General features: G+C 72.6%; 13 protein-coding genes. 3 read left to right on the top strand and 10 right to left on the bottom strand.

Features of this window, described 5'->3' with window-relative positions; genetic code table 11:
- Positions 1–185: 185 nt before the first annotated feature.
- On the bottom strand, positions 186–608 hold the full coding sequence (locus tag ABTZ58_RS20605; RefSeq protein ID WP_351358410.1) for an MGMT family protein: 423 nt from the start codon (positions 606–608) through the stop codon (positions 186–188).
- A 186-nt stretch (positions 609–794) separates the two neighbouring features.
- On the opposite strand from ABTZ58_RS20605, the gene ABTZ58_RS20600 reads away from it, so the two are divergent.
- From ABTZ58_RS20600 to ABTZ58_RS20590, 3 genes are all read left to right on the top strand, one after another.
- Positions 795–3,659, top strand: a complete 2,865-nt coding sequence (locus tag ABTZ58_RS20600) for a lysylphosphatidylglycerol synthase domain-containing protein (RefSeq protein ID WP_351358407.1) — start codon at positions 795–797, stop codon at positions 3,657–3,659.
- 118 nt (positions 3,660–3,777) lie between these two features.
- Positions 3,778–5,325, top strand: coding sequence for an alpha/beta hydrolase (locus tag ABTZ58_RS20595; protein WP_351358404.1), 1,548 nt, complete (start codon positions 3,778–3,780; stop codon positions 5,323–5,325).
- A 136-nt stretch (positions 5,326–5,461) separates the two neighbouring features.
- Positions 5,462–6,931, top strand: a complete 1,470-nt coding sequence (locus ABTZ58_RS20590) for an alpha/beta hydrolase (protein WP_351358401.1) — start codon at positions 5,462–5,464, stop codon at positions 6,929–6,931.
- Positions 6,932–7,002: 71 nt separating this feature from the next.
- On the opposite strand, the gene moeZ is transcribed toward ABTZ58_RS20590, so the two are convergent.
- The 9 genes from moeZ to ABTZ58_RS20545 all read right to left on the bottom strand — a co-directional run bounded on the left by moeZ (position 7,003) and on the right by ABTZ58_RS20545 (position 19,077).
- Positions 7,003–8,181: an adenylyltransferase/sulfurtransferase MoeZ gene (gene moeZ, locus ABTZ58_RS20585; protein WP_094057713.1), complete on the bottom strand. Its 1,179-nt coding sequence runs from the start codon at positions 8,179–8,181 to the stop codon at positions 7,003–7,005.
- 63 nt (positions 8,182–8,244) lie between these two features.
- Positions 8,245–8,994, bottom strand: coding sequence for a spherulation-specific family 4 protein (locus ABTZ58_RS20580; protein ID WP_351358397.1), 750 nt, complete (start codon positions 8,992–8,994; stop codon positions 8,245–8,247).
- The gene (locus ABTZ58_RS20575) at positions 8,982–9,941 is read right to left on the bottom strand and encodes an NAD-dependent epimerase/dehydratase family protein (protein WP_309096954.1); all 960 of its coding nucleotides are present in this window, start codon (positions 9,939–9,941) and stop codon (positions 8,982–8,984) included. Before ABTZ58_RS20575 ends, ABTZ58_RS20580 begins: the two co-directional genes overlap by 13 nt.
- Positions 9,942–10,055: 114 nt before the next feature.
- Positions 10,056–11,387 carry a hypothetical protein gene (locus tag ABTZ58_RS20570; RefSeq protein WP_351358393.1) on the bottom strand — a complete coding sequence of 444 codons (1,332 nt, stop codon included), beginning with the start codon at positions 11,385–11,387 and terminating at the stop codon, positions 10,056–10,058.
- Between the two features lie 329 nt (positions 11,388–11,716).
- Positions 11,717–13,588, bottom strand: a complete 1,872-nt coding sequence (locus ABTZ58_RS20565) for a DUF3492 domain-containing protein (RefSeq protein ID WP_351358390.1) — start codon at positions 13,586–13,588, stop codon at positions 11,717–11,719.
- Positions 13,589–13,777: 189 nt separating this feature from the next.
- Positions 13,778–15,370 carry a dipeptide ABC transporter ATP-binding protein gene (locus ABTZ58_RS20560; protein ID WP_351358387.1) on the bottom strand — a complete coding sequence of 531 codons (1,593 nt, stop codon included), beginning with the start codon at positions 15,368–15,370 and terminating at the stop codon, positions 13,778–13,780.
- On the bottom strand, positions 15,367–16,365 hold the full coding sequence (locus tag ABTZ58_RS20555) for an ABC transporter permease (protein WP_351358384.1): 999 nt from the start codon (positions 16,363–16,365) through the stop codon (positions 15,367–15,369). The genes ABTZ58_RS20560 and ABTZ58_RS20555 overlap by 4 nt, the downstream gene beginning before the upstream one ends.
- The gene (locus ABTZ58_RS20550) at positions 16,362–17,354 is read right to left on the bottom strand and encodes an ABC transporter permease (protein WP_351358381.1); all 993 of its coding nucleotides are present in this window, start codon (positions 17,352–17,354) and stop codon (positions 16,362–16,364) included. The genes ABTZ58_RS20555 and ABTZ58_RS20550 overlap by 4 nt, the downstream gene beginning before the upstream one ends.
- 4 nt (positions 17,355–17,358) lie before the next feature.
- Positions 17,359–19,077 (bottom strand): ABC transporter substrate-binding protein, encoded by a 1,719-nt coding sequence (locus tag ABTZ58_RS20545; RefSeq protein ID WP_351358378.1) that lies wholly within the window; start codon positions 19,075–19,077, stop codon positions 17,359–17,361.
- Positions 19,078–19,169: the final 92 nt, after the last annotated feature.

Below are 19,169 nucleotides of genomic sequence, written 5' to 3'. Positions count from 1 at the left end.
GTGCAGCCGACGCTACGCCGACGGGTGAGGCGGAAGCAGGACCTCCCCTTCTTCCCGCCGGTCACTCGCGGCACTCTCGTCGCACATGTCCCTCACCTCACGAACGTACGTCATGCCCCCGGTGTGCCCCGATTCCCCCGTCCGGATCACGGGCCACACGGGAGGGCGCGCGATGCCGGAAGCTGTCAGGTGTGACCCTCCGCGCGTTCGCCGCCGTCCCACCGCGCCCGTCTCATGTCGAGGCGTGGCAGGTGGCCCTCGGCGGCGCGGCTCGCCTCCTTCAGGGGTGTGCCCTCCGCGCGGTAGTGGCCGAGCGCCCGCTGCTCGTGTCCCGGGAGCAGCACGCCGTCGGCGCGGACGACACGCCACCACGGGACGGCTCCCCCGTAGAGCGCCATCACCCGGCCCACCTGCCGCGGACCGCCCTCCTCCAGCCACTCGGCCACGTCCCCGTAGGTCATGACCCGGCCCGGCGGAATCAGTTCCGCGACGTCGAGGACCCGCTCGGCGTAGGCGGGCAGGGCTTCTCCCGGCTCGTCGGGGACACCGTCGGACCCCGCTCGGGCATGGTGCGGACGGGTGTCCTCCGGAAGGCTCTGCTCACTCATCCGTCCCATCCTGCCCCACCCCACCGACAACGGGACGGCCGCGCTCCCGAGCGTTTCCTTCGCCCCGCGGCAGCGCGTCGGGCAGACTGTCCGCCCCCGCATGTGCACCCTGATGCCCCCGTGTGTCGGTGTGGCATGCCACCATCGTGCGGGCGGTGACCGGTGATACGAGACCAAGAAGAGACGATGAAGCAGCAGGGTGCGCACCCCGAGGACACGGCGGGCACCTCTGACGCTTCGTCGCGCCCGGGCACCGAGGACGGCGACGTGCAGGGCGCTCCCGAGGACGCCGATGTGCAGGGCACTCCCGAGGACGCCGCGAAGGGCACTCCCGAGGACGCCGTGAGGGACTCCGGCACGGACGAAGGCGACGCAAAGGGCCCCGGCACCGACGACGGCGACGCAAAGGGCCCCGGCAAGAAGGCCCGGACGCCCGCCGAGGAGCCCGACCTCGCGCACATCGACGAGGTGGAGGGCGACGAACCGCTGCTCCCCGCGCGCGTGCACCGCCCGTCCGACCTGATGCGGCTGCTGGTGGGCGTGCTCGCCGTGGCGCTGCTGATCGGCATCGCCGCGTTCGCGCACGGCACCACCTCGGGCCTCGAACAGGACATCAACAAGGGCACCGGGCAGGCGCCCGACCTGCTCATCAAGATCGCCGGTCTGGCCTCCAGCATCGCGATCCTGCTGGTGCCGGTCGCCTTCGCGATCGAGCGGCTGATCAAGCGGGACGGGCTCCGGATCGCCGACGGCGTCCTCGCGGCCGTCCTCGCCCACGGCGTGACCCTCGCCACGGACCTGTGGGTCGCCCGGGCCGCCCCCGACTCGATCCAGGAGGCGCTCACCCAGCCCTCCCCCGGCGACATCCACGCCTTGACCGACCCCGTGCACGGCTATCTGGCGCCGGTCATCGCCTACATGACGGCCGTCGGCATGTCCCGCAGGCCGAGATGGCGCGCGGTGCTCTGGGTCGTCCTGCTCCTCGACGCCTTCTCGATGCTCGTCACCGGGTACACGACCCCGTTCTCGATCATCCTGACCGTGCTGATCGGCTGGACCGTCGCCTACGGCACGCTGTACGCGGTCGGCTCGCCCAACGTCCGGCCCACCGGGCAGACCCTGATGGCGGGTCTACGGACCGTCGGGTTCCGTCCGGTCAGCGCGTCCCGCGATGACCAATCGGACAACCCGGACGCCGGTGACCGCGGCCGGCGCTACTTCGTGACCCTGGAGGACGGCCCACCGCTGGACGTCACGGTGGTCGACCGCGAGCAGCAGGCGCAGGGCTTCTTCTACCGTGCCTGGCGCAACCTCACCCTGCGCGGCTTCGCCACCCGCAGCAGCCTCCAGTCGCTGCGCCAGGCCCTGGAGCAGGAGGCGCTGCTGGCGTACGCGGCGATCGCGGCGGGCGCCAACGCGCCCAAGCTGATCGCCACCTCCGAGCTCGGCCCCGACGCGGTGATGCTCGTCTACGAGCACAGCGGCGGCCGCACCCTGGACTCCCTGGAGGACGAGGAGATCACCGACGACCTGCTGCGCGACACCTGGCACCAGGTGAAGGCGCTGCAGTCCCGGCGCATCGCGCACCGCAGGCTGGTGGGCGACGCGATCCTGGTGGATCCTTCCGGCACGGTGATCCTCACCGACCTGCGCGTCGGCGAGATCGCTGCCGGCGACCTGCTGCTGCGGATGGACATCTCCCAACTGCTGGTGACCCTCGGGCTACGCGTGGGCGGCGAGCGGGCGGTCTCCTCGGCGGTGAGCGTGCTCGGCCCGGACGCCGTGGCGGACTGCCTGCCGATGCTTCAGCCCATCGCGCTCAGCCGCTCCACGCGCGCGACGCTGCGCAGACTGGCCCGGGAACGGGCGCAGCGCGAGCGCGAGGCGGTCCTGGAGGCGTCCCAGCAGGCCAAGCAGGCGCGCCTGGAGGAGCAGTCCGACGCGACCGTGCCCGTCCTGGAGAAGCCCGACAAAAGGGCCGTGCGGGCGGAGCAGCGGGCCGAGAAGCGGGCGATCGACGAGGCCCTGGAGGAGGCGCGCGAGGAGGACCTGCTCACCCAGATCCGCCACGAGGTGCTGCGGATCAGGCCCCAGGCACCGGTCGAACCGGCCCGGCTGGAGCGGGTGCGGCCGCGCACGCTGATCAGTTTCATCGCCGGCGCGATCGGCGCCTACTTCCTGCTGACACAGCTCACGCACATCGAGTTCGGGCCGCTCATCGCCCACGCCGAGTGGGGCTGGGTCGCCGCGGCCGTGCTGTTCTCGATGGCGAGTTACTTCGCGGCGGCGATGGCGCTGCTGGGGTTCGTGCCCGAGCGGGTGCCGTTCCTGCGGACGGTGGCGGCACAGGTCGCCGGGTCCTTCGTGAAGATCGTCGCCCCGGCGGCCGTGGGCGGTGTGGCGCTGAACACGCGCTTCCTGCAGCGCGCGGGGGTGCGGCCGGGGCTGGCGGTGGCGAGCGTGGGCGCCTCGCAGCTGTTCGGGCTCGGGTGCCACATCCTGATGCTGCTGTCCTTCGGCTATCTGACCGGTACCGAGAAGACCCCGTCGCTGTCACCGTCCCGGACGGTCATCGCCGGTCTGCTGACCGTGGCGGTGCTCGTGCTCGTGGTCACGTCGGTGCCGTTCCTGCGGAAATTCGTCGTCACGCGCGTGCGGTCGCTGTTCGCGGGGGTCGTGCCGCGCATGCTGGACGTGCTCCAGCGGCCGCAGAAGCTGGTCACGGGCATCGGCGGCATGCTGCTGCTGACCGCCTGCTTCGTGATGTGCCTGGACGCCTCGATCCGCGCGTTCGGCGACGAGTCGACCTCGATCAGCATCGCCAGCGTCGCCGTCGTCTTCCTCGCGGGCAACGCCCTCGGGTCCGCCGCGCCGACCCCGGGCGGTGTCGGCGCGGTCGAGGCGACCCTGACGGTCGGTCTGATCGCCGTCGGACTCCCGAAGGAGGTCGCGGCACCGGCGGTCCTGCTGTTCCGGCTGCTGACCCTGTGGCTGCCGGTCCTGCCGGGCTGGCTGGCCTTCAACCACCTGACCCGCAAGCAGGCCCTCTGACGCCGTCCGCCCGCGCCCTGTGCCAGGGCCGGCGGCCGGCTCCGCGACCCGCCTGCCCTCTTACCTCGTACGGCACGCGTCCCGCGCGCCCCGCTTGGTGCCGCCGCAGGATGGAGCCATGCCAACCCTCCTCCGGCTGCGCGCCGCCGCCCTGACCGTCACCGCCGTGCTGCTGTCGACCGCGCTGGCCGGCTGCGGCGGTGACGACACCGAGGACGAGGACCTCACACGGCAGGAGCTGGAGTGGCAGGCCTGTCCGGCCCCGGACGAGGCGCAGGGCGGAGGGGCCGCGCCGTCCCCGCTGCCAGACGGCGGCGAGTGGCAGTGCGCCACCATGAAGGCGCCCCTCGACTGGGACGAGCCCGAGGGCGACACGATCGGCCTCGCACTGATCCGGGTCAGGACCACCGGCAGCGCCACTGAGCGCATCGGCTCGCTCGTCTTCAACTTCGGCGGCCCCGGCGGCTCGGGCGTCAAGTCGCTGCCCGCCTTCGCGGACGGCTACGGGACGCTGCGCACCCGCTACGACCTGGTCAGCTTCGACCCCCGCGGGGTCGGCCGCAGCAAGCCCGTGATCTGCGGGAGCGATCAGCAGCTCGACGCGTACTTCCAGCAGGACGCGACTCCCGACGACAGCGCGGAGCGCACGCAACTCCTGGACCGCATCGAGGAGTTCAACGACGCCTGCGAGGAGAACTCCGAGAAGATGCTGCCGAACGTGCGCACCACCGACGCCGCCCGCGACCTCGACCTGATGCGCCAGGTCCTCGGCGACGACAAGCTGCACTACTTCGGCTTCTCCTACGGCACCGAGCTCGGCGGCGTCTACGCGCACCTGTTCCCCCGGCGGGTCGGCCGCGCCGTGTTCGACGCCGTCGTCGACCCCACGCAGGACACCGAACAGGGCTCGCTGGGGCAGGCCGAGGGCTTCCAGCTCGCCCTGGACAACTTCGCCGAGGACTGCGTGTCCAAGACCGAGGGATGCCCCGTCGGAGACAGCACGCAGGACGTGAAGGACCGTATCGCCACATTGCTGAGGGACCTCGACCGCAAGCCGATCCCGGGCGTCTTCCCCCGGCAACTGACCCAGACCGCGGCGACCGACGGCATCCTGCAGGCCCTGTACTCGCAGGACTTCTGGGAGTACCTCACCGAGGGTCTGCAGCAGGCCTACGAGGGCGACGGCAGCATCCTCATGCTGCTGTCCGACTCGATGAACGGGCGCAGCGAGAACGGCGAGTACGACAACTCGACCGCCGCCCACACCGCCATCAGCTGCGCCGACACCAAAGCGCGCTACGACAGCGCCTACGTCGAGCGGAAACTGCCCGAGTTCCGGGCGGCGTCCCCCCTGTTCGGCGACTCCCTCGCCTGGGGCGTGATCGGCTGCACCGACTGGGCCGTGCCGGGCGCCGCCGACCACCCGGACGTGAGCGCGCCGGGCGCCCCGCCGATCCTGGTCATCGGCAACACCGGCGACCCCGCCACCCCCTACGAGGGGGCGCGGGCGATGGTGGACGCGCTGGGCAAGGGGGTCGGCGTCGAGCTGACGTACCGGGGGCAGGGACACGGCGCCTACGCCAGCAAGAACAGGTGCGTACTGGAAGCGGTGCACGGCTACCTGCTGGACGGAAAGGTGCCGCAGGCGGGGACCGTCTGCACCTGAGTCCCGCTGCGGCCCGGCGAACGCGCAGGTCACAAGGTTATCCACAGGACGGAACGGCCGGCGCGGGGATCTGCCTACCATGGCTCGACCGCCATCCGCGGCACGGCGCGGACGGCTTGCGAGGGGGGATGGGCTCATGTCGCGTTTCCTGCGGTGGACCGCTCTGGCGGCCGCCTCGGCACTGCTGGCGGCCGGGTGCAGCGGCGGCTCGTCCGGCGACGGCAAGGGCGGGCTCTCCTGGGGCCGTTGCAAGGCCACCGCGGACGCCCCGGCGCCGAGCAGCGAATGGCGGTGCGCCACGCTCAGGGTGCCGCTGGACTGGTCGAAGCCGGACGGGGAGACGATCGGGCTGGCACTGATCCGCGCCAAGGCCCGCGGTGGCGACCGTGCCGGCTCGCTCCTGTTCAACTTCGGTGGTCCGGGTGCCTCGGGCGTGTCCATGATGCCGTCGTACGCCCCGACCGTCTCCCGGCTCCGTGAGCGGTACGACCTGGTGAGCTGGGACCCGCGCGGAGTGGGAGCCAGCGAGGGCGTGCGCTGCCGCGACGACAAGGAGATCCAGGCGGCCGAGTCGGTGGACGTCACCCCGGACACACCCGCGGAGGAGAAGGCGTACTTCGCGGACGCGGCCGACTTCGGCCAGGGCTGCCGGAAGGACGCCGGCGAGCTGATGGCGCACGTCTCGACCGCCGACTCGGCCCGCGACATGGACCGCATCCGCCAGGCCGTCGGCGACGACCGGATGAACTACTTCGGCATCTCCTACGGCACGGAACTGGGCGGCACCTACGCCCATCTGTTCCCGAAGCGGGTCGGGCGGATGACGCTGGACGCGGTCGTCGACCCCGGCGCCGACACCGTGGGCCACGCGAAGAACCAGGCCAGGGGCTTCCAGCGCGCGCTGAACGGCTACCTGAAGTCCACGGGCCAAGATCCGCAGGAGGGCTCACGGAAGATCACGGCCCTGCTGCGGCGGCTCGACGCCCGTCCCCTGCCCACCGGCACACCAGGGCGGAAGCTCACCCAGACGCTCGCGGCCACCGGCATCATCCTGCCGCTGTACAGCAAGGACAGCTGGCCGACGCTCACCAGCGCCCTGGACGCGGCCGAGCGCGGCGACGGCTCGGAGTTGCTCGCCCTCGCCGACGGCTACAACGAACGCGACCCCTCGGGCCGCTACGGCACGACGACCCACTCACAGCGGGTCATATCGTGCCTGGACGACCGGCAGCGGCCGACCGCGGCCGAGACGAAGAGGCTGCTGCCGGAGTTCGAGAGGATCTCCCCGGTCTTCGGGACGTTCCTCGGCTGGGACACGGCCGGCTGGTGCCACGACTGGCCGGTGCCCGGGCAGCACGACACCCCGGAGGTGAGCGCCCCGGGCGCAGCGCCGGTCCTGGTGGTGGGCAACACCGGCGACCCCGCCACCCCCTACGAGGGCGCGCGGAGGATGGCCGACGAGCTGGGCAAGGGCGTCGGGGTGCTGCTCACCTGGCGGGGCGAGGGACACGGTGCGTACGGCAGCGGCAGCGACTGCGTCGATTCCACCGTGGACGCGTATCTGCTGGACGGCTCGGTCCCGAAGGACGGCAAGGTCTGTTCATGACGGCGGCGGGGGCTCCGGGCACCCGTGGTGCGCGAAGCCCCCGCCGCTCGCAGAGGCAGGCCGGATACGGCTCAGTACACCGGCTTGCTCGGCTCGATCTGGTTGACCCAGCCGATCACGCCGCCGCCGACGTGGACGGCGTCCGAGAAGCCCGCGGACTTCAGGACCGCCAGGACTTCCGCACTGCGGACACCCGTCTTGCAATGCAGGACGATCTTCTTGTCCTGCGGGAGGCTCTCCAGGGCGGTGCCCATGAGGAACTCGTTCTTCGGGATGAGCCGGGCGCCCGGGATGGAGACGATCTCGTACTCGTTCGGCTCGCGGACGTCGATGATGTCGATGCTCTCGCCGTCGTCGATCCACTCCTTGAGCTGCTTGGGAGTGATCGTGGAGTCGGCGGCCGCCGCCTGGGCCTCCTCGGACACGACGCCGCAGAAGGCCTCGTAGTCGATGAGTTCGGTGACGGTCGGGTTCTCGCCGCAGACCGCGCAGTTCGGGTCCTTGCGGACCTTCACCTGGCGGTACTGCATCTCCAGGGCGTCGTAGATCATCAGGCGGCCGACCAGGGGCTCGCCGATGCCGGCGAGGAGCTTGATGGCCTCGTTGACCTGGATGGAGCCGATGGACGCGCACAGCACGCCCAGCACGCCGCCCTCGGCGCAGGAGGGGACCATGCCGGGGGGCGGGGGCTCCGGGTACAGGCAGCGGTAGCAGGGACCGTGCTCGGACCAGAACACGGAGGCCTGGCCGTCGAAGCGGTAGATCGAGCCCCACACGTACGGCTTGTTCAGCAGCACGCAGGCGTCGTTGACCAGGTAGCGGGTCGCGAAGTTGTCCGTGCCGTCGACGATCAGGTCGTACTGGCTGAAGATGTCCATCACGTTGTCGGCCTCGAGCCGCTCTTCGTGCAGGACGACGTTCACGTACGGGTTGATGCCCTTGACGCTGTCGCGGGCGGACTCGGCCTTGGGACGGCCGATGTCGGCCTGGCTGTGGATGATCTGACGCTGCAGGTTCGACTCGTCGACCTCGTCGAACTCCACGATGCCGAGGGTGCCGACACCTGCGGCGGCCAGGTACATCAGCGCCGGCGAGCCCAGGCCGCCGGCGCCCACACACAGCACCTTGGCGTTCTTCAGCCGCTTCTGCCCGTCCATCCCTACGTCGGGGATGATCAGGTGGCGGGAGTACCTGCGAACCTCGTCTACGGTGAGCTCGGCAGCCGGCTCGACCAGGGGTGGCAACGACACGGGGACTCCGTTGGTCGGTCAATCACTACGGTTGTTCTCCCCGTAACACTGCCATGCGCTTTTTCATTCCGAGACACCCGTTCCGACACGCGAGACGAATTCGTCCCAGTAGCCGGGCATGCCCTCCCAGGGGTCGGCGCGTCCGCCGCGGTCCGTGCGGTCGGTGAACCAGACCGTCGCCGCGCCCTGCCAGCGGGCGATGCGCAGGGCCTCCTCCAGATGGGGGCGGGGCACGCCGTGGACGAAGTGGCAGAAGCGCTCGGGCGGGTGGGCTGCGGTCCACTCGGCGACCTGCGACCAGCGGTAGTCGCTCCACGGGCCGGCGAAGGTGACCAACTGGTCGGCGTGCTCGGCGTAGCCGGGGTGCGGGTGGGTGCCGTGGCCGAGGACGATGTGGGGATCGTCACGGATCACGCGGAGTGTGGCGACGGTGCGGCGGACCTCGGGCAGCTCGGCCCGGTCGGCCGGGCAGCGGTCCAGCAGGTAGCCGTCGACCTGGTACCAGTCGGCGTACCGGTGGGCGTCCGAGATCAGTTCACCGAAGGTCCGGAAGCCGTACCGGGTGTCGAGGCGGCCGAGGACCCGTACGCCCGCGTTGCGCAGGCGTCCGGCCGCCTCCAGGCAGTGTGGGTCGGGGCGGCTGCCGGGGCCGTCGGCCACGTTCAGGACCACCCAGTGCACCGGGATGCCGGGGTGGGTGAGTTCTCCCCACTCGGTGGGGGCGAGCAGGGGGTGCGCATAGCCGGGGACACCGAGGCCGGGCCGGAGTGCCGTGCTGGACGAGCGGGGCCGGGCGCTGGTCAGATGCGGCATGCCGCCTCCATCCAGATGTCGGCGAGGGACTCCTCCAGGCCGATCCGGGGGCGCCAGCCGAGCCGGTCGCGCGCGGTGCGCACGTCGGCCTGCTGCCAGCTGCCGCAGCCGTCCGGGTACGGGTACGCGAGCGGGGGCGCGTGGTCGGGGTCGGGCCGGGGGTGCCCGATGGCAGGGCGCAGGGCGCCGGGCGGGCCGTCGAGCTCGTGGAGGGCACCGCCGTATCCGGCGACGCGGGCGAGGACGGCGGCGGCGTCGCGCAGGCGCACGGCGCGGCCGGAGCCGATGTTGATGACGCCCTGCGCGGCGGAGAGCGAGGCGGCGTGGACGGCCCGGGCGACGTCGCGGACGTCGACGAAGTCGCGCTGGGCGCCGAGGCCGCCGAGTTTCAGCTCGCCGTCGCCGGACTGCATGGCGCGGCGCATGGCCTCGGCGAGACGCCCGAGCGGGGAGCCGGCGGGGGTGCCGGGTCCGGCCGGTGAGAAGACGCGCAGGACGACGGCGTCCAGGCCGGAGCCGAGGACGAGTTCGGTGGCGGCGAGTTTGCTGACGCCGTACGGGCCGCCCGGGCGGGGCACGGCGTCCTCGGCCGTGGAGGAGCCGGGCTGGCTGGGGCCGTACTCGGCACTGCACCCGATCTGCACCAGACGGGCGCCGCAGCCACTGCGGCGCAGGGCCTCGCACACGGTGGCCACGGCGACGGTGTTGTGGCGGGTGAGTTCGCGGGCGCCGCCGCGGGTGGCACCGGCGCAGTTGACCACGACGCCCGGATGGACCGCGTCGAGGAAGCGGGTGAGGGCACCGGGGCTGCCGGACGCGAGGTCGAAGCGGACGTCGGCGTCGTCGCCGCGGCCGAGGGCGGTGAGCTGGACGGCCGGGTCGGCGAGCAGACGGTCGGCGACGAAGCGCCCGATGTAGCCGTTGGCTCCGATCAGCAGGACTCTCATCGCGCGGCTCCCGGGGTGGCCCGGGTTCCTGGGTGGGTGATCATGTCGTTCTCCTAGAGGGCGGGTAGGACGGTGTGGCGAGTGCCTGCGGCGGTGGGACCACCGTCGGGGCGGTCACCGCTCGGGCTCCGCGGGTGCGTGGGCCGAGGCCCGGGTCAGCTTGCGCGTCGCGTGGACCAGGAGGGCGAGGGCCGCCGCTCCGCAGACGAGGGCCGGCACGCTGCCGGCGCCCCAGGCGGTGACGAGCGTTTCGACCGGCGTGGCCAGGAAGCCGCAGCCGGGGAGGCGGGAGGTGAAGACCAGGGCGAGGGCGGACGCCTGGAGGGTGGCCGTCGCGGTGAGGACGACGGCCGGTGCGTGGGTGAAGCCGTGGACGGTGAGGAGGCGGGCCAGGAAGAGGAGGGCGCCCAGGGTGAGGGCCTCCAGGTAGGCCGCGGGCTCGCCGAGGACCGTCGCGCAGAGGGTGAGCAGGACCGCGAGGGCGCCCAGGAACAGGGCGAACGAGCCGAGCAGGAGCGGTCGTACGGCCGCGGCGAAGTCCTCCAGGCCCCGGCTCGACGCCAGTGTGCGGCGGGCGCGCGCGGTGAGGAGATGGGCGGTCCAGGCCGCCGGCGCGCAGGCCAGGGTGAGGGCGAGGACGGGGGAGACGGTGACGGGCCAGGGCCCGTCGGCCGACCCGGTGGGCAGGGCGTCGGGACCGCCGGCGATGGCACTGAGCAGCAGGCCGTTCCCCAGGAGGGCGTAGGCGGCGAGCCACAGGGTCCACGGGGTGGTCCGGCCGGGAGCCGCACCGGGCCGGGGCCCGGGTCGGCCCTCGCCGGTCCTGCTCAGCGGGCCCCGGCGCAGGGCCGCGCGGAGGGCCAGGACGACGGCGAGGACGCCGACGCCGGCCGCGATCAGACGGGTCCGGCCCTGGGTGAGCTGCCCGGCGGCCACGGCGGCAGCGCACAGGGCGCCCGGCAGTAGCGTCAGGAGGACCCATGCGGCGCGCACCCGGGGGACGGGGGGAGCGGTGGGCTGCGGCGCGTCCCCGTCCCGGGAGGCCCGCGCGTACATCTCCTCCGCCAGGGAGAAGACGTCCCGGTGACGGAAGCGGGCGGCGGTGCGGTCGGTGATGCCGTGGGCTTCGAGCCCCGCGGCGATCTCCAGAGGGTCGACGGCACGCTCGCAGAGGTCCCGGTGACGGTGCATCAGCGCCTTGACGGGATCGGCGGCACCTCGGCGGAGCGAAGGCGGCTTGTGGTCGGAACCGCTCCCCCGGCTCGCGGACGGCCCGCGATCCCGTCCGGCCTCCGAATTCGCGAGCGGCTTGCCGTCCCGTACGGCCTCCCGGCTCACGGACGCCCTGCCACCGGCGTCGGCGTCCCGACTCGCGAACGCCCTGCCATCCCGTCCGGCCTCCCGACCTACGGACGGCTTGCCGTCCCATCCGGCCTCCCGGCTCATGGACGCCCTGCCACCGGCGTCGGCCCCCCGGCTCACGGACGCCCTGCCACCGGCGTCGGTGCCCCCGCTCGTGGACGGCTTACGGCCGATATCGGCCTGCCGCCCCGGGGACGCTCCACCGTCGACATCGGCCGCCCGCCACGGGGAGGCCTCACGATCAACGCCGGCACCCTGGCCCAGGGCTGCGCCACGATCGGCCTCGATCCCGGCCTCCCCGCCTGCAGACCCCGGCGCCCGCTCCGAGCCCGTGTCCGAGCCCGTGTCCGTGTCCGTGTCCCACGCTCCCGGGCTGGTCGGTGTGCCCGGTCGGTCCAGTTCTCCGAGGTCCTTCACCGCGCTCCCTCCGGGGCGGGGACATGCGGAGTGGCTCGTACGGGGCGGGCGGTGGCCCACCCGGGGCCGTTGCGGGCGGCCAGGCTGGGCGACGGGGCGGACCAGCAAACCGGGACCCGGGCCTCGGCGGGAACCGCGAAGGGCAGCGGCTCCCCCGCCCCGTCGAGGACGCGCCGGACCGGAGCGCGCGAGACGATCTCCAGGTAAATGCCGTGAAATGCCTCGATGTTCTGCTCGACCGTGAACAGTTCGAGGGCTCGGGCGCGCGCGGCCGCGCCCAGGCGCACACGGCGCTCGGGGTCGCGCAGCAACGCCACACACGCCTCGGCGAGCGCCCGCGGATTGCGCGGCGGTACGACGAGACCGGTGCCGCCGATGACCTCCACGACCGCGCCGACGTCCGTCGAGACGGTCGCCCGCCCGGACAGCATGGCTTCGACGAGGCTGATCGGGAAGCCCTCGACGACGCTGGACAGGACGGTCACTGCGCCCGAGGCGTACGCGTCGGCGGGACGCGGGAGTTCGGGTCCTCCGATCTCCTCGAAGGACACCGGATTGTCGCCGGGGATGTGCGGGCCCTCGGCCTCGTCGGGGAAGAGCTGGGCGGCGAGCGCCCGGCAGTGCAGGAGGTAGGCCGCACCCTCGGGGCCGACGGGGGCGCCGACGACGCGCAGACGGGTCTTCGGCCGCTCCTTGCGGATCTCGGCGAAGGCGTGCAGCAGCGAGACCAGGTCCTTGGCGGGCTCGACGCGGCCGACCCAGACGAGCGTGTCCGGGTCCGCGCACTCGGGGGACTCACCGGCCTCCGCGAAGGGCCGGGCGTCCATGCCGGGGTGGACCGTGCGGAGCTTCTCACGGTCGGCACCGCAGCGCTCCTGCCAGCGGCGGGCGTGCGCGTTCCCGGCGGTGACGACCTCGGCCCGCCGGTAGGCCTCGGCCGCGAGGCGGCCCTGGAACGCCGCGAGCAGGGACCGTACGGCGGGCGGAGCGTCCGGGTTGGTGAGGTAGTGCGTCCGCAGGCGCACGCCGTACTCGGTCACCAGCAGGGGCACGCCGGTGAAATGGCGGGCCAGCAGTCCCGGCAGGACGGCGGCGCCGCCGGACGCGGCGTGGCACAGGTCGACCGCGCCGATCCCCTCGTCCTCGTACCAGTCGAGGGAGAGGGGGCGCAGGGCGCGTTCCAGGTAGCCGGCGACGGCGAGCAGGTCCGGTACGCGCGCCTCGCGCGCGGCGCGCTGGGCCCCGGGGGCGCGGCAGGCGCGCTCCAGCGTGCGCACGGCGGCCTCCGAGCGGAGCGCGCCCACCAGTCCGCCCGTCTCGCGGGCGAGCTCGGCGAGCCCGTACAGGGCGTTGGCGAAACGGTCCGCCTCGGAGGCCGACACCCCCTCGCGAACCCTTCCGGCGCCCGCCGCCCCCACCGTGACGCCTGCCGCTCCCGCCACGGCGCCCGCCATGCCCACCCTGGCTCCTACCGCTCCCGCCACGGCGCCCGCCGCCTCCACCCTGGCTCCTGCCGCTCCCGCCACGGTGCTTGCCGACAACGCCGCAGTGCCCGCCGACAACGCCGCGGGGCCCGCCGCCCCGCACAGCACCGCCGCCAGTTCCGCGAAGCACTCGCCGAACCGCCGACGGGCCCGGCGCCCGAGCACCACCTCGTCGTCCTCGGCCATCCACAGCGGCGCGGTCCGTACCCGGCGCACGTTCGGCGGCAGCGGGACCCAGCCCTCGTCCTCCTGACGCTGGCTGCGGCTGAGCGCGTAGACGTCGAACTCGTGCTGTGCGAGCCCGTGCACCAGCCGGTCGCACCAGAGCCTGGCGTCCCCGCTCACGTACGGATAGCCCGCCTCCGTCAGCAGTCCGATGCGCACGAGTGCACCCCCGATCTCCCGTATGAGGAGCCACCGTTGTCCGGCGGCTCGCAGCGGGACGAACGTATGCGGACAAGGCGGTGGTACGACGGACGGTTGTCCGTCGCACCACCAAAAGGGGTGAACGGTCGTAACTTTCCCGTGCGGTTCGCGTTTCGTCGCGCTAGGAGATCGAGCGGACACGGAACGTCACGCTGCGGCCAACTCCCGTCGTTCCGCTCGCCGTCGCGCGGCGGCCCGGGGGTCGAGCGCCGGTACGGCGGCCAGCAGCTGCCGGGTGTACGAGTCCCGCGGCGACGCGTACACCTCGCCGACCGGCCCCTCCTCGACCACGCTGCCGTGCCGCATCACCGCGACCCGGTCGCTGACCTGGCGCACGACGGCCAGGTCGTGCGCGACGAAGACCAGCGCGAGCCCGAGCTCACGCTGCAACTCCGCCAGTAGCGCCACCACATGGGCCTGGGTGGTGACGTCGAGGGCGGAGACCGGCTCGTCGCAGACGATGACGCGCGGGTCCGCCGCGAGCGCCCGGGCGATGCCGACGCGCTGGCGCTGGCCCCCGCTGAACTCGTGCGGGTAACGGTCGTGGTGCGCCGTTTCGAGCCCCACGCGCTCCAGCAGTTCTCCGACGCGCTCCCGGATGCGCCCCTCGTCCCGCTCGCCCCGCGCGCGCAGCGGGTCGGCGATGGACTCGCCCACGCTGCGGCGGGGGTTGAGGGAGGAGACCGGGTCCTGGAAGACCATCTGCACGGCCGGGTGGACGCCGGTGTGGGGACGGCCCTCGAACGTGATCGATCCCGCCGTCGGCTCCAGCAGCCCGACGAGCATGCGGCCCAGCGTCGTCTTGCCGCTGCCGCTCTCGCCGACGATGCCGAGGGTCTCGCCGCGGCGCAGGGTCAGCGACACGTCGCGCACGGCCGTGACCGCCCGCTTCCCGCGCCCGAACTCGCGCCGCAGCCCGGTCGCCTCCAGGACGACCTCCTCGGGCGCCACCGGGGCCTTCGCGGGCGCGTCCAGCCGCGGGACGGCGGCCAGCAGTTCGCGGGTGTACGGCTCGGCCGGCGCGCCCAGCACGGTGGCGACCGGGCCGTGTTCGACCGCCCGGCCGTGCCGCATCACCAGCACCTCGTCGACGCTTTCGGCGGCGACGCCCACGTCGTGCGTGACGAGCAGCAGCCCCATGCCGGTCTCCTCGCGCAGGGTGTGCAGCAGGTCCAGGACCTGGGCCTGCACGGTCACGTCGAGGGCGGTGGTCGGCTCGTCGGCGATCAGCAGACCGGGCTCGCACGCGAGCGCCATGGCGATCAGGGCGCGCTGGCGCATGCCGCCGCTGAACTCGTGCGGCCGGGACCGGGACCGCCGGGCCGCGTCGGGTATGCCCACGCGGTCCAGGACGTCGACGGCACGCACGCGTGCGGCCCGCCGGGACACGCGCGCGTGCAGGCGGTACACCTCGGCGATCTGGTCGCCGATGGCGTAGTACGGGTCGAGGGAGGACAGCGGGTCCTGGAAGACCATCGCGGCCTTCCCGCCGCGCAGCCGCCGCAGCTCCTCCTCGGAGGCCCGCTGCACGTCGGTGCCGGCCACCTCGACCGTGCCCGTGACCCGGGCCCCGGTGCCGCGATGCAGGCCGAGCAGGGCGGACGCCACGGTCGACTTGCCGGAGCCGGACTCGCCGACCAGGGCCAGGGCGGCGCCCTCCTCCAGGCGGAAGGAGAGTCCGTCGACGGCCCGCAGCCCGCCGAAGTCCACGCGCAGGTCGCGCACGTCGACCAGGCTCATGTCAGCACCACCCGTCGGTCGGCCACCGCGTACAGCACGTCCGCGACGGCGTTGGCCAGGACCACGAAGAAGCCGGTCACCAGGACCATGCCGACGACCACCGGCAGGTCGACGACCTTGACGGCCTCGACCATCTCCTGGCCGATGCCGGGCAGTCCGAAGAGCGTCTCGGTGAGCACGGCACCGCCGAACAGGACGCCGATGTTGTTGGCGTTCACGGCGATGAGCGGCGCCACCGCACCGCGCAGGGCGTGCCGCCCGATGATCGCCCGCTCCCCGACGCCGTAGGCCCGGAAGGTGCGGACGTGGTCCTCGGCGAGGGTCTCCAGCATCGCGGCCCGGGTCAGCCGGGCGTACGTCGCGGACTCGATGAGCGCGAGGGACAGCCAGGGCAGCAGCAGGTTCCAGGCCCACTGTTCGGGGTCGTCGGTGAAGGCGACGTACTGCGGGAAGGGCAGCAGCTCCAGCTGCCCGCAGACGACGATCATGAGGACGAGCCCGATGACGAATACGGGCGTGGACATGCCCGCCAGGGTGAGGGTGGTCAGCAGCCGCTCGGTGAGCCGCCCGCGCCGCCACACCGACAGCACGCCGGTGCCGACGCCGATGACCAGCCACAGCACCATCGCGCCGAGCGCGAGCGAGGCGGTGACCGGCAGCTTGGCCAGGATCAGCGCGGTGACCTGCTGGTCGCTCTGGTAGGACAGCCCGAGGCAGGGCGCCGAGCAGTGCTGGACCGAGGTGCCGGTGGAGTAGTCCTGGCCGGCGACGAGGCCCTGCAGGAAGTGCCAGTAGCGGGTGAACAGGGGGTCGTCGAGATGCAGTTGCCCGGCGACCTGCTGGACCTGGGCGGGTGAGCAGCGCGGACCGCAGGTGAGCTGGGCGACGTTGCCGGGGGTGACGTAGAAGACGACGTAGATGATCACCGAGAGGGCGAGGAGGGTGACCAGGGCGCCGACGGCGCGGCGCAGCACGAAACCTCCGAAGCCGGTCATGATGCCTCCCTCCTGCGGCCCGTTCCGACGCGCAGGCGCGAGGACGCGCGGGGGTCGAGGGCGGTGCGCACGCCGTCACCGAGCACGGTGAGGGCGAGGACGGTCAGGAACAGCGCGCCCGCGGGCAGCAGCAGGTACTGCGGCGCCGCCTGGTACCAGACGTCGGCGGAGGTCAGCATCTGCCCCCAGGAGGGCGTCGGCGGCTTCACGCCCACACCCAGGAAGGACAGGGCCGCCTCGACGGTGATGTTCGTCGGGACGAGGATCGCCGCGAAGGTGATGACGGGGGCCGCGAGGCCGGGCAGCAGTTCGCGCCGGGCGATCCGGACGGTGCCCCAGCCGCTGAGCCGGGCGGCTGCGACGTAGTCGAGTTGCTTGAGGGTCAGTGTCTGCGCGCGCACCATCTTGGCGAGCGTCCCCCAGCCGGAGACCAGGCCCACGACCAGCGCCACCAGCACCGGGCGCGGGAAGGCGGTGGGCACGATGGCGAGCAGGGCGAGCGCGACGACCATCAGCGGCATCGCCACGAAGATGTCGGCGACCCGGGTGAGCACGAGGTCCACCCAGCGGTTGCCGAGCCCGGCCGCGACCCCGACGACGACACCGAGCGCGAGCTGCACGACCGTGGCGGCGAGCGCGACGCCGAGCGACACCCGCGCGCCGTACACCAGCCGCGCGAACAGGTCCCGGCCGGTCTGCGGTTCGACGCCGAGCCAGTGGTCGGCGCTCGCTCCGCCGAACGGCCCGATGGGCACGCCTCCGCGCGCGGAGTCCACCAGGGAGGGGTGGTAGGTGGTCGGGTCCTGGCCCTCGATGGCGGTGAGCAGGGGTGCGGCGAGTGCGACCAGGACGAGCAGCGCGACGACGACCGCCGCGACGAGGGCGGCGCGCTGCGTCCGCAGCCGCCGCCAGAACTGACGGGCCCCCGAGGCGGCCGGTACGGAGGTGTCCGTCCCGGCCGCCTCGACGGTGACGAGTGCCTCGCTCACGGCGTCACTTCACCGCGACCTGCGAGACGTCCAGCACACCGGTCCAGTCGCTGATCACGATGTTCTTGACGTCCTTGCCGTACAGACGCTTGTAGACGGGGTGGAACAGCGGGACGGTCAGGGCCTTCTCGCCGATCTTCTTGTCCAGTGCACCCCACCTCTCGGCGGCCTGGTCAAGATCCGTCAACTTGTTGATCGCGTCAATCTCGGCATTGACCGACTTGTCGTTCAGCAGGCCGGTGTTGAAGTTCGCGCCGTCCTTGACGATCTGCCGGCCGTCGAAGATCGGGGCGAGGAAGGGACCGCCGGAGGGCCAGTCGGCGCCCCAGTGAGCGAGGAAGAAGCCCGGCTCGGTCTTCACGTTGTGGATCTTGTCGGAGTAGTCGTTCTCCTCCAGGCCCTGCAGCTTGACCGTGATGCCGGCCTTCTTGAGCGCGTCCTGGATGGCGGTCGCGATCTCCGGGCTGGTCTCGAAGTCCCGGGCGTTGGAGTGCGTGAGCGTGACGGTCAGCCCGTTCGGGTGCCCGGCCTCCTTCAGCAGCTGCTTCGCCTTGGCCGGGTCACCGGCCTTGCCCGCCGGGAAGAGGTCGTAGGGCGTGTACCCGAAGGACTTCTGGTTCGGCAGGAAGGTGGTGGCGGGCTCGGCCAGCGCGGACCCGCCCGCGGCGTTGACCACGGAGGAGCGGTCGATGGCGTACGAGATCGCCTGCCGCACCTTGATGTCGTCGAACGGCTTGATCGTCGGGTTGAACGCGATGTAGTTGGTGTAGCCGAAGTGCCCGGTGCCGACGCGGGAGGCGAGGTCCCGGTCGCCGCTCACCTTGGCGAGCTCGGCCGGACCGAGGTTGGTGTCCGTGGTGACCGCGGCGGCGTCCGCCCCCTGGGACGCGGAGAGCCGCTGGTTGATCACCGACGAGTCGAGCCCGGACCGTACGTCGACCTTGTCCGGGTAGGCCTTGCGCTCGGCGTCGGTCGCGGCGGACCAGTGCGGGTTGCGCTCCAGGATCAGCCGCTCACCGTCGTTCTCGTTCTTCACGACCTTGTACGGCCCGGACGAGATCGGGTGCTGCTCGTACTTGGTGCCGGTGTCCTTGGCCTTCGGAACGGGCGTGAACTGCGTCTGCGTGGCCAGGTAGGGGAACTCGCCCTCGGGCTTGTTCAGGTGGAAGACGATGGTCCGCTCGTCCGGCGTCTCGATCGCGTCCAGGCCCTTCTCGTCCTTGTACGGCCCCTGGTAGTCGGCGGCCCCGACCAGCCAGTCCCGCAGGTAGGGGGCGCCGCCGGACAGCTCGGGGGCGAAGGAGCGCTCGATGCCGTACTTGATGTCGGCCGAGGTGATGGGCGTGCCGTCCTCGTACTTCAGGCCCTTTTTCAGGGTGTACGTCCACACGGTCGCGTCCTTGTTGGGACGCCCGGTGTCGGTGGCGAGGTCGGGGACGACCTTCGTGCCGGCGGCACCGTCCTCGCGGTTGCGGGTGGTGAGCGTACGGAAGACCAGGGACGGGACGTTGCCGCCGCCGGAGGTGTAGAGGCGGGCCGGGTCGAAGTCCTGCTGGGGGTTGGCGTTCAGGACCGTCAGGGTGCCGCCCTTGTGGGGCGTGGAGTCGCCGCCGGCGCCCTTGGCATCGTTGTCCTCAGGGCCGCAGGCGGCGACGCCCGCTGCCAGGACCAGGCTCACGGATGCCGCGGCCACGCGGCGCGCTATGACGGACGGTTGGCGCATCGGAAGGACGACCTCTCGGAAGGCGTCTCGGATCGCGAGACGAAATGACGAAGGGTGAGACGGAGAACAGCAGACTTCTGCCCGGCGCCGGG

This window comes from Streptomyces sp. NPDC094143 (assembly GCF_040303825.1).
GTDB lineage: Bacteria > Actinomycetota > Actinomycetes > Streptomycetales > Streptomycetaceae > Streptomyces.
Note: the sequence above shows the minus strand (reverse complement) of the source record. Positions and strands in the feature narration are given on the sequence as shown.

What these genes read in the sequence shown, in the direction of transcription:
- ABTZ58_RS20545 (WP_351358378.1), bottom strand. Translation starts at nt 19,077, where the DNA reads ATGCGCCAACCGTCCGTCATAGCGCGCCGCGTGGCCGCGGCATCCGTG.
- ABTZ58_RS20580 (WP_351358397.1), bottom strand. Translation starts at nt 8,994, where the DNA reads ATGCCGCATCTGACCAGCGCCCGGCCCCGCTCGTCCAGCACGGCACTC.
- ABTZ58_RS20560 (WP_351358387.1), bottom strand. Translation starts at nt 15,370, where the DNA reads ATGAGCCTGGTCGACGTGCGCGACCTGCGCGTGGACTTCGGCGGGCTG.
- ABTZ58_RS20605 (WP_351358410.1), bottom strand. Translation starts at nt 608, where the DNA reads ATGAGTGAGCAGAGCCTTCCGGAGGACACCCGTCCGCACCATGCCCGA.
- ABTZ58_RS20590 (WP_351358401.1), top strand. Translation starts at nt 5,462, where the DNA reads ATGTCGCGTTTCCTGCGGTGGACCGCTCTGGCGGCCGCCTCGGCACTG.
- ABTZ58_RS20570 (WP_351358393.1), bottom strand. Translation starts at nt 11,387, where the DNA reads ATGAGCCGGGAGGCCGGATGGGACGGCAAGCCGTCCGTAGGTCGGGAG.
- ABTZ58_RS20595 (WP_351358404.1), top strand. Translation starts at nt 3,778, where the DNA reads ATGCCAACCCTCCTCCGGCTGCGCGCCGCCGCCCTGACCGTCACCGCC.
- ABTZ58_RS20600 (WP_351358407.1), top strand. Translation starts at nt 795, where the DNA reads ATGAAGCAGCAGGGTGCGCACCCCGAGGACACGGCGGGCACCTCTGAC.
- ABTZ58_RS20555 (WP_351358384.1), bottom strand. Translation starts at nt 16,365, where the DNA reads ATGACCGGCTTCGGAGGTTTCGTGCTGCGCCGCGCCGTCGGCGCCCTG.
- ABTZ58_RS20575 (WP_309096954.1), bottom strand. Translation starts at nt 9,941, where the DNA reads ATGAGAGTCCTGCTGATCGGAGCCAACGGCTACATCGGGCGCTTCGTC.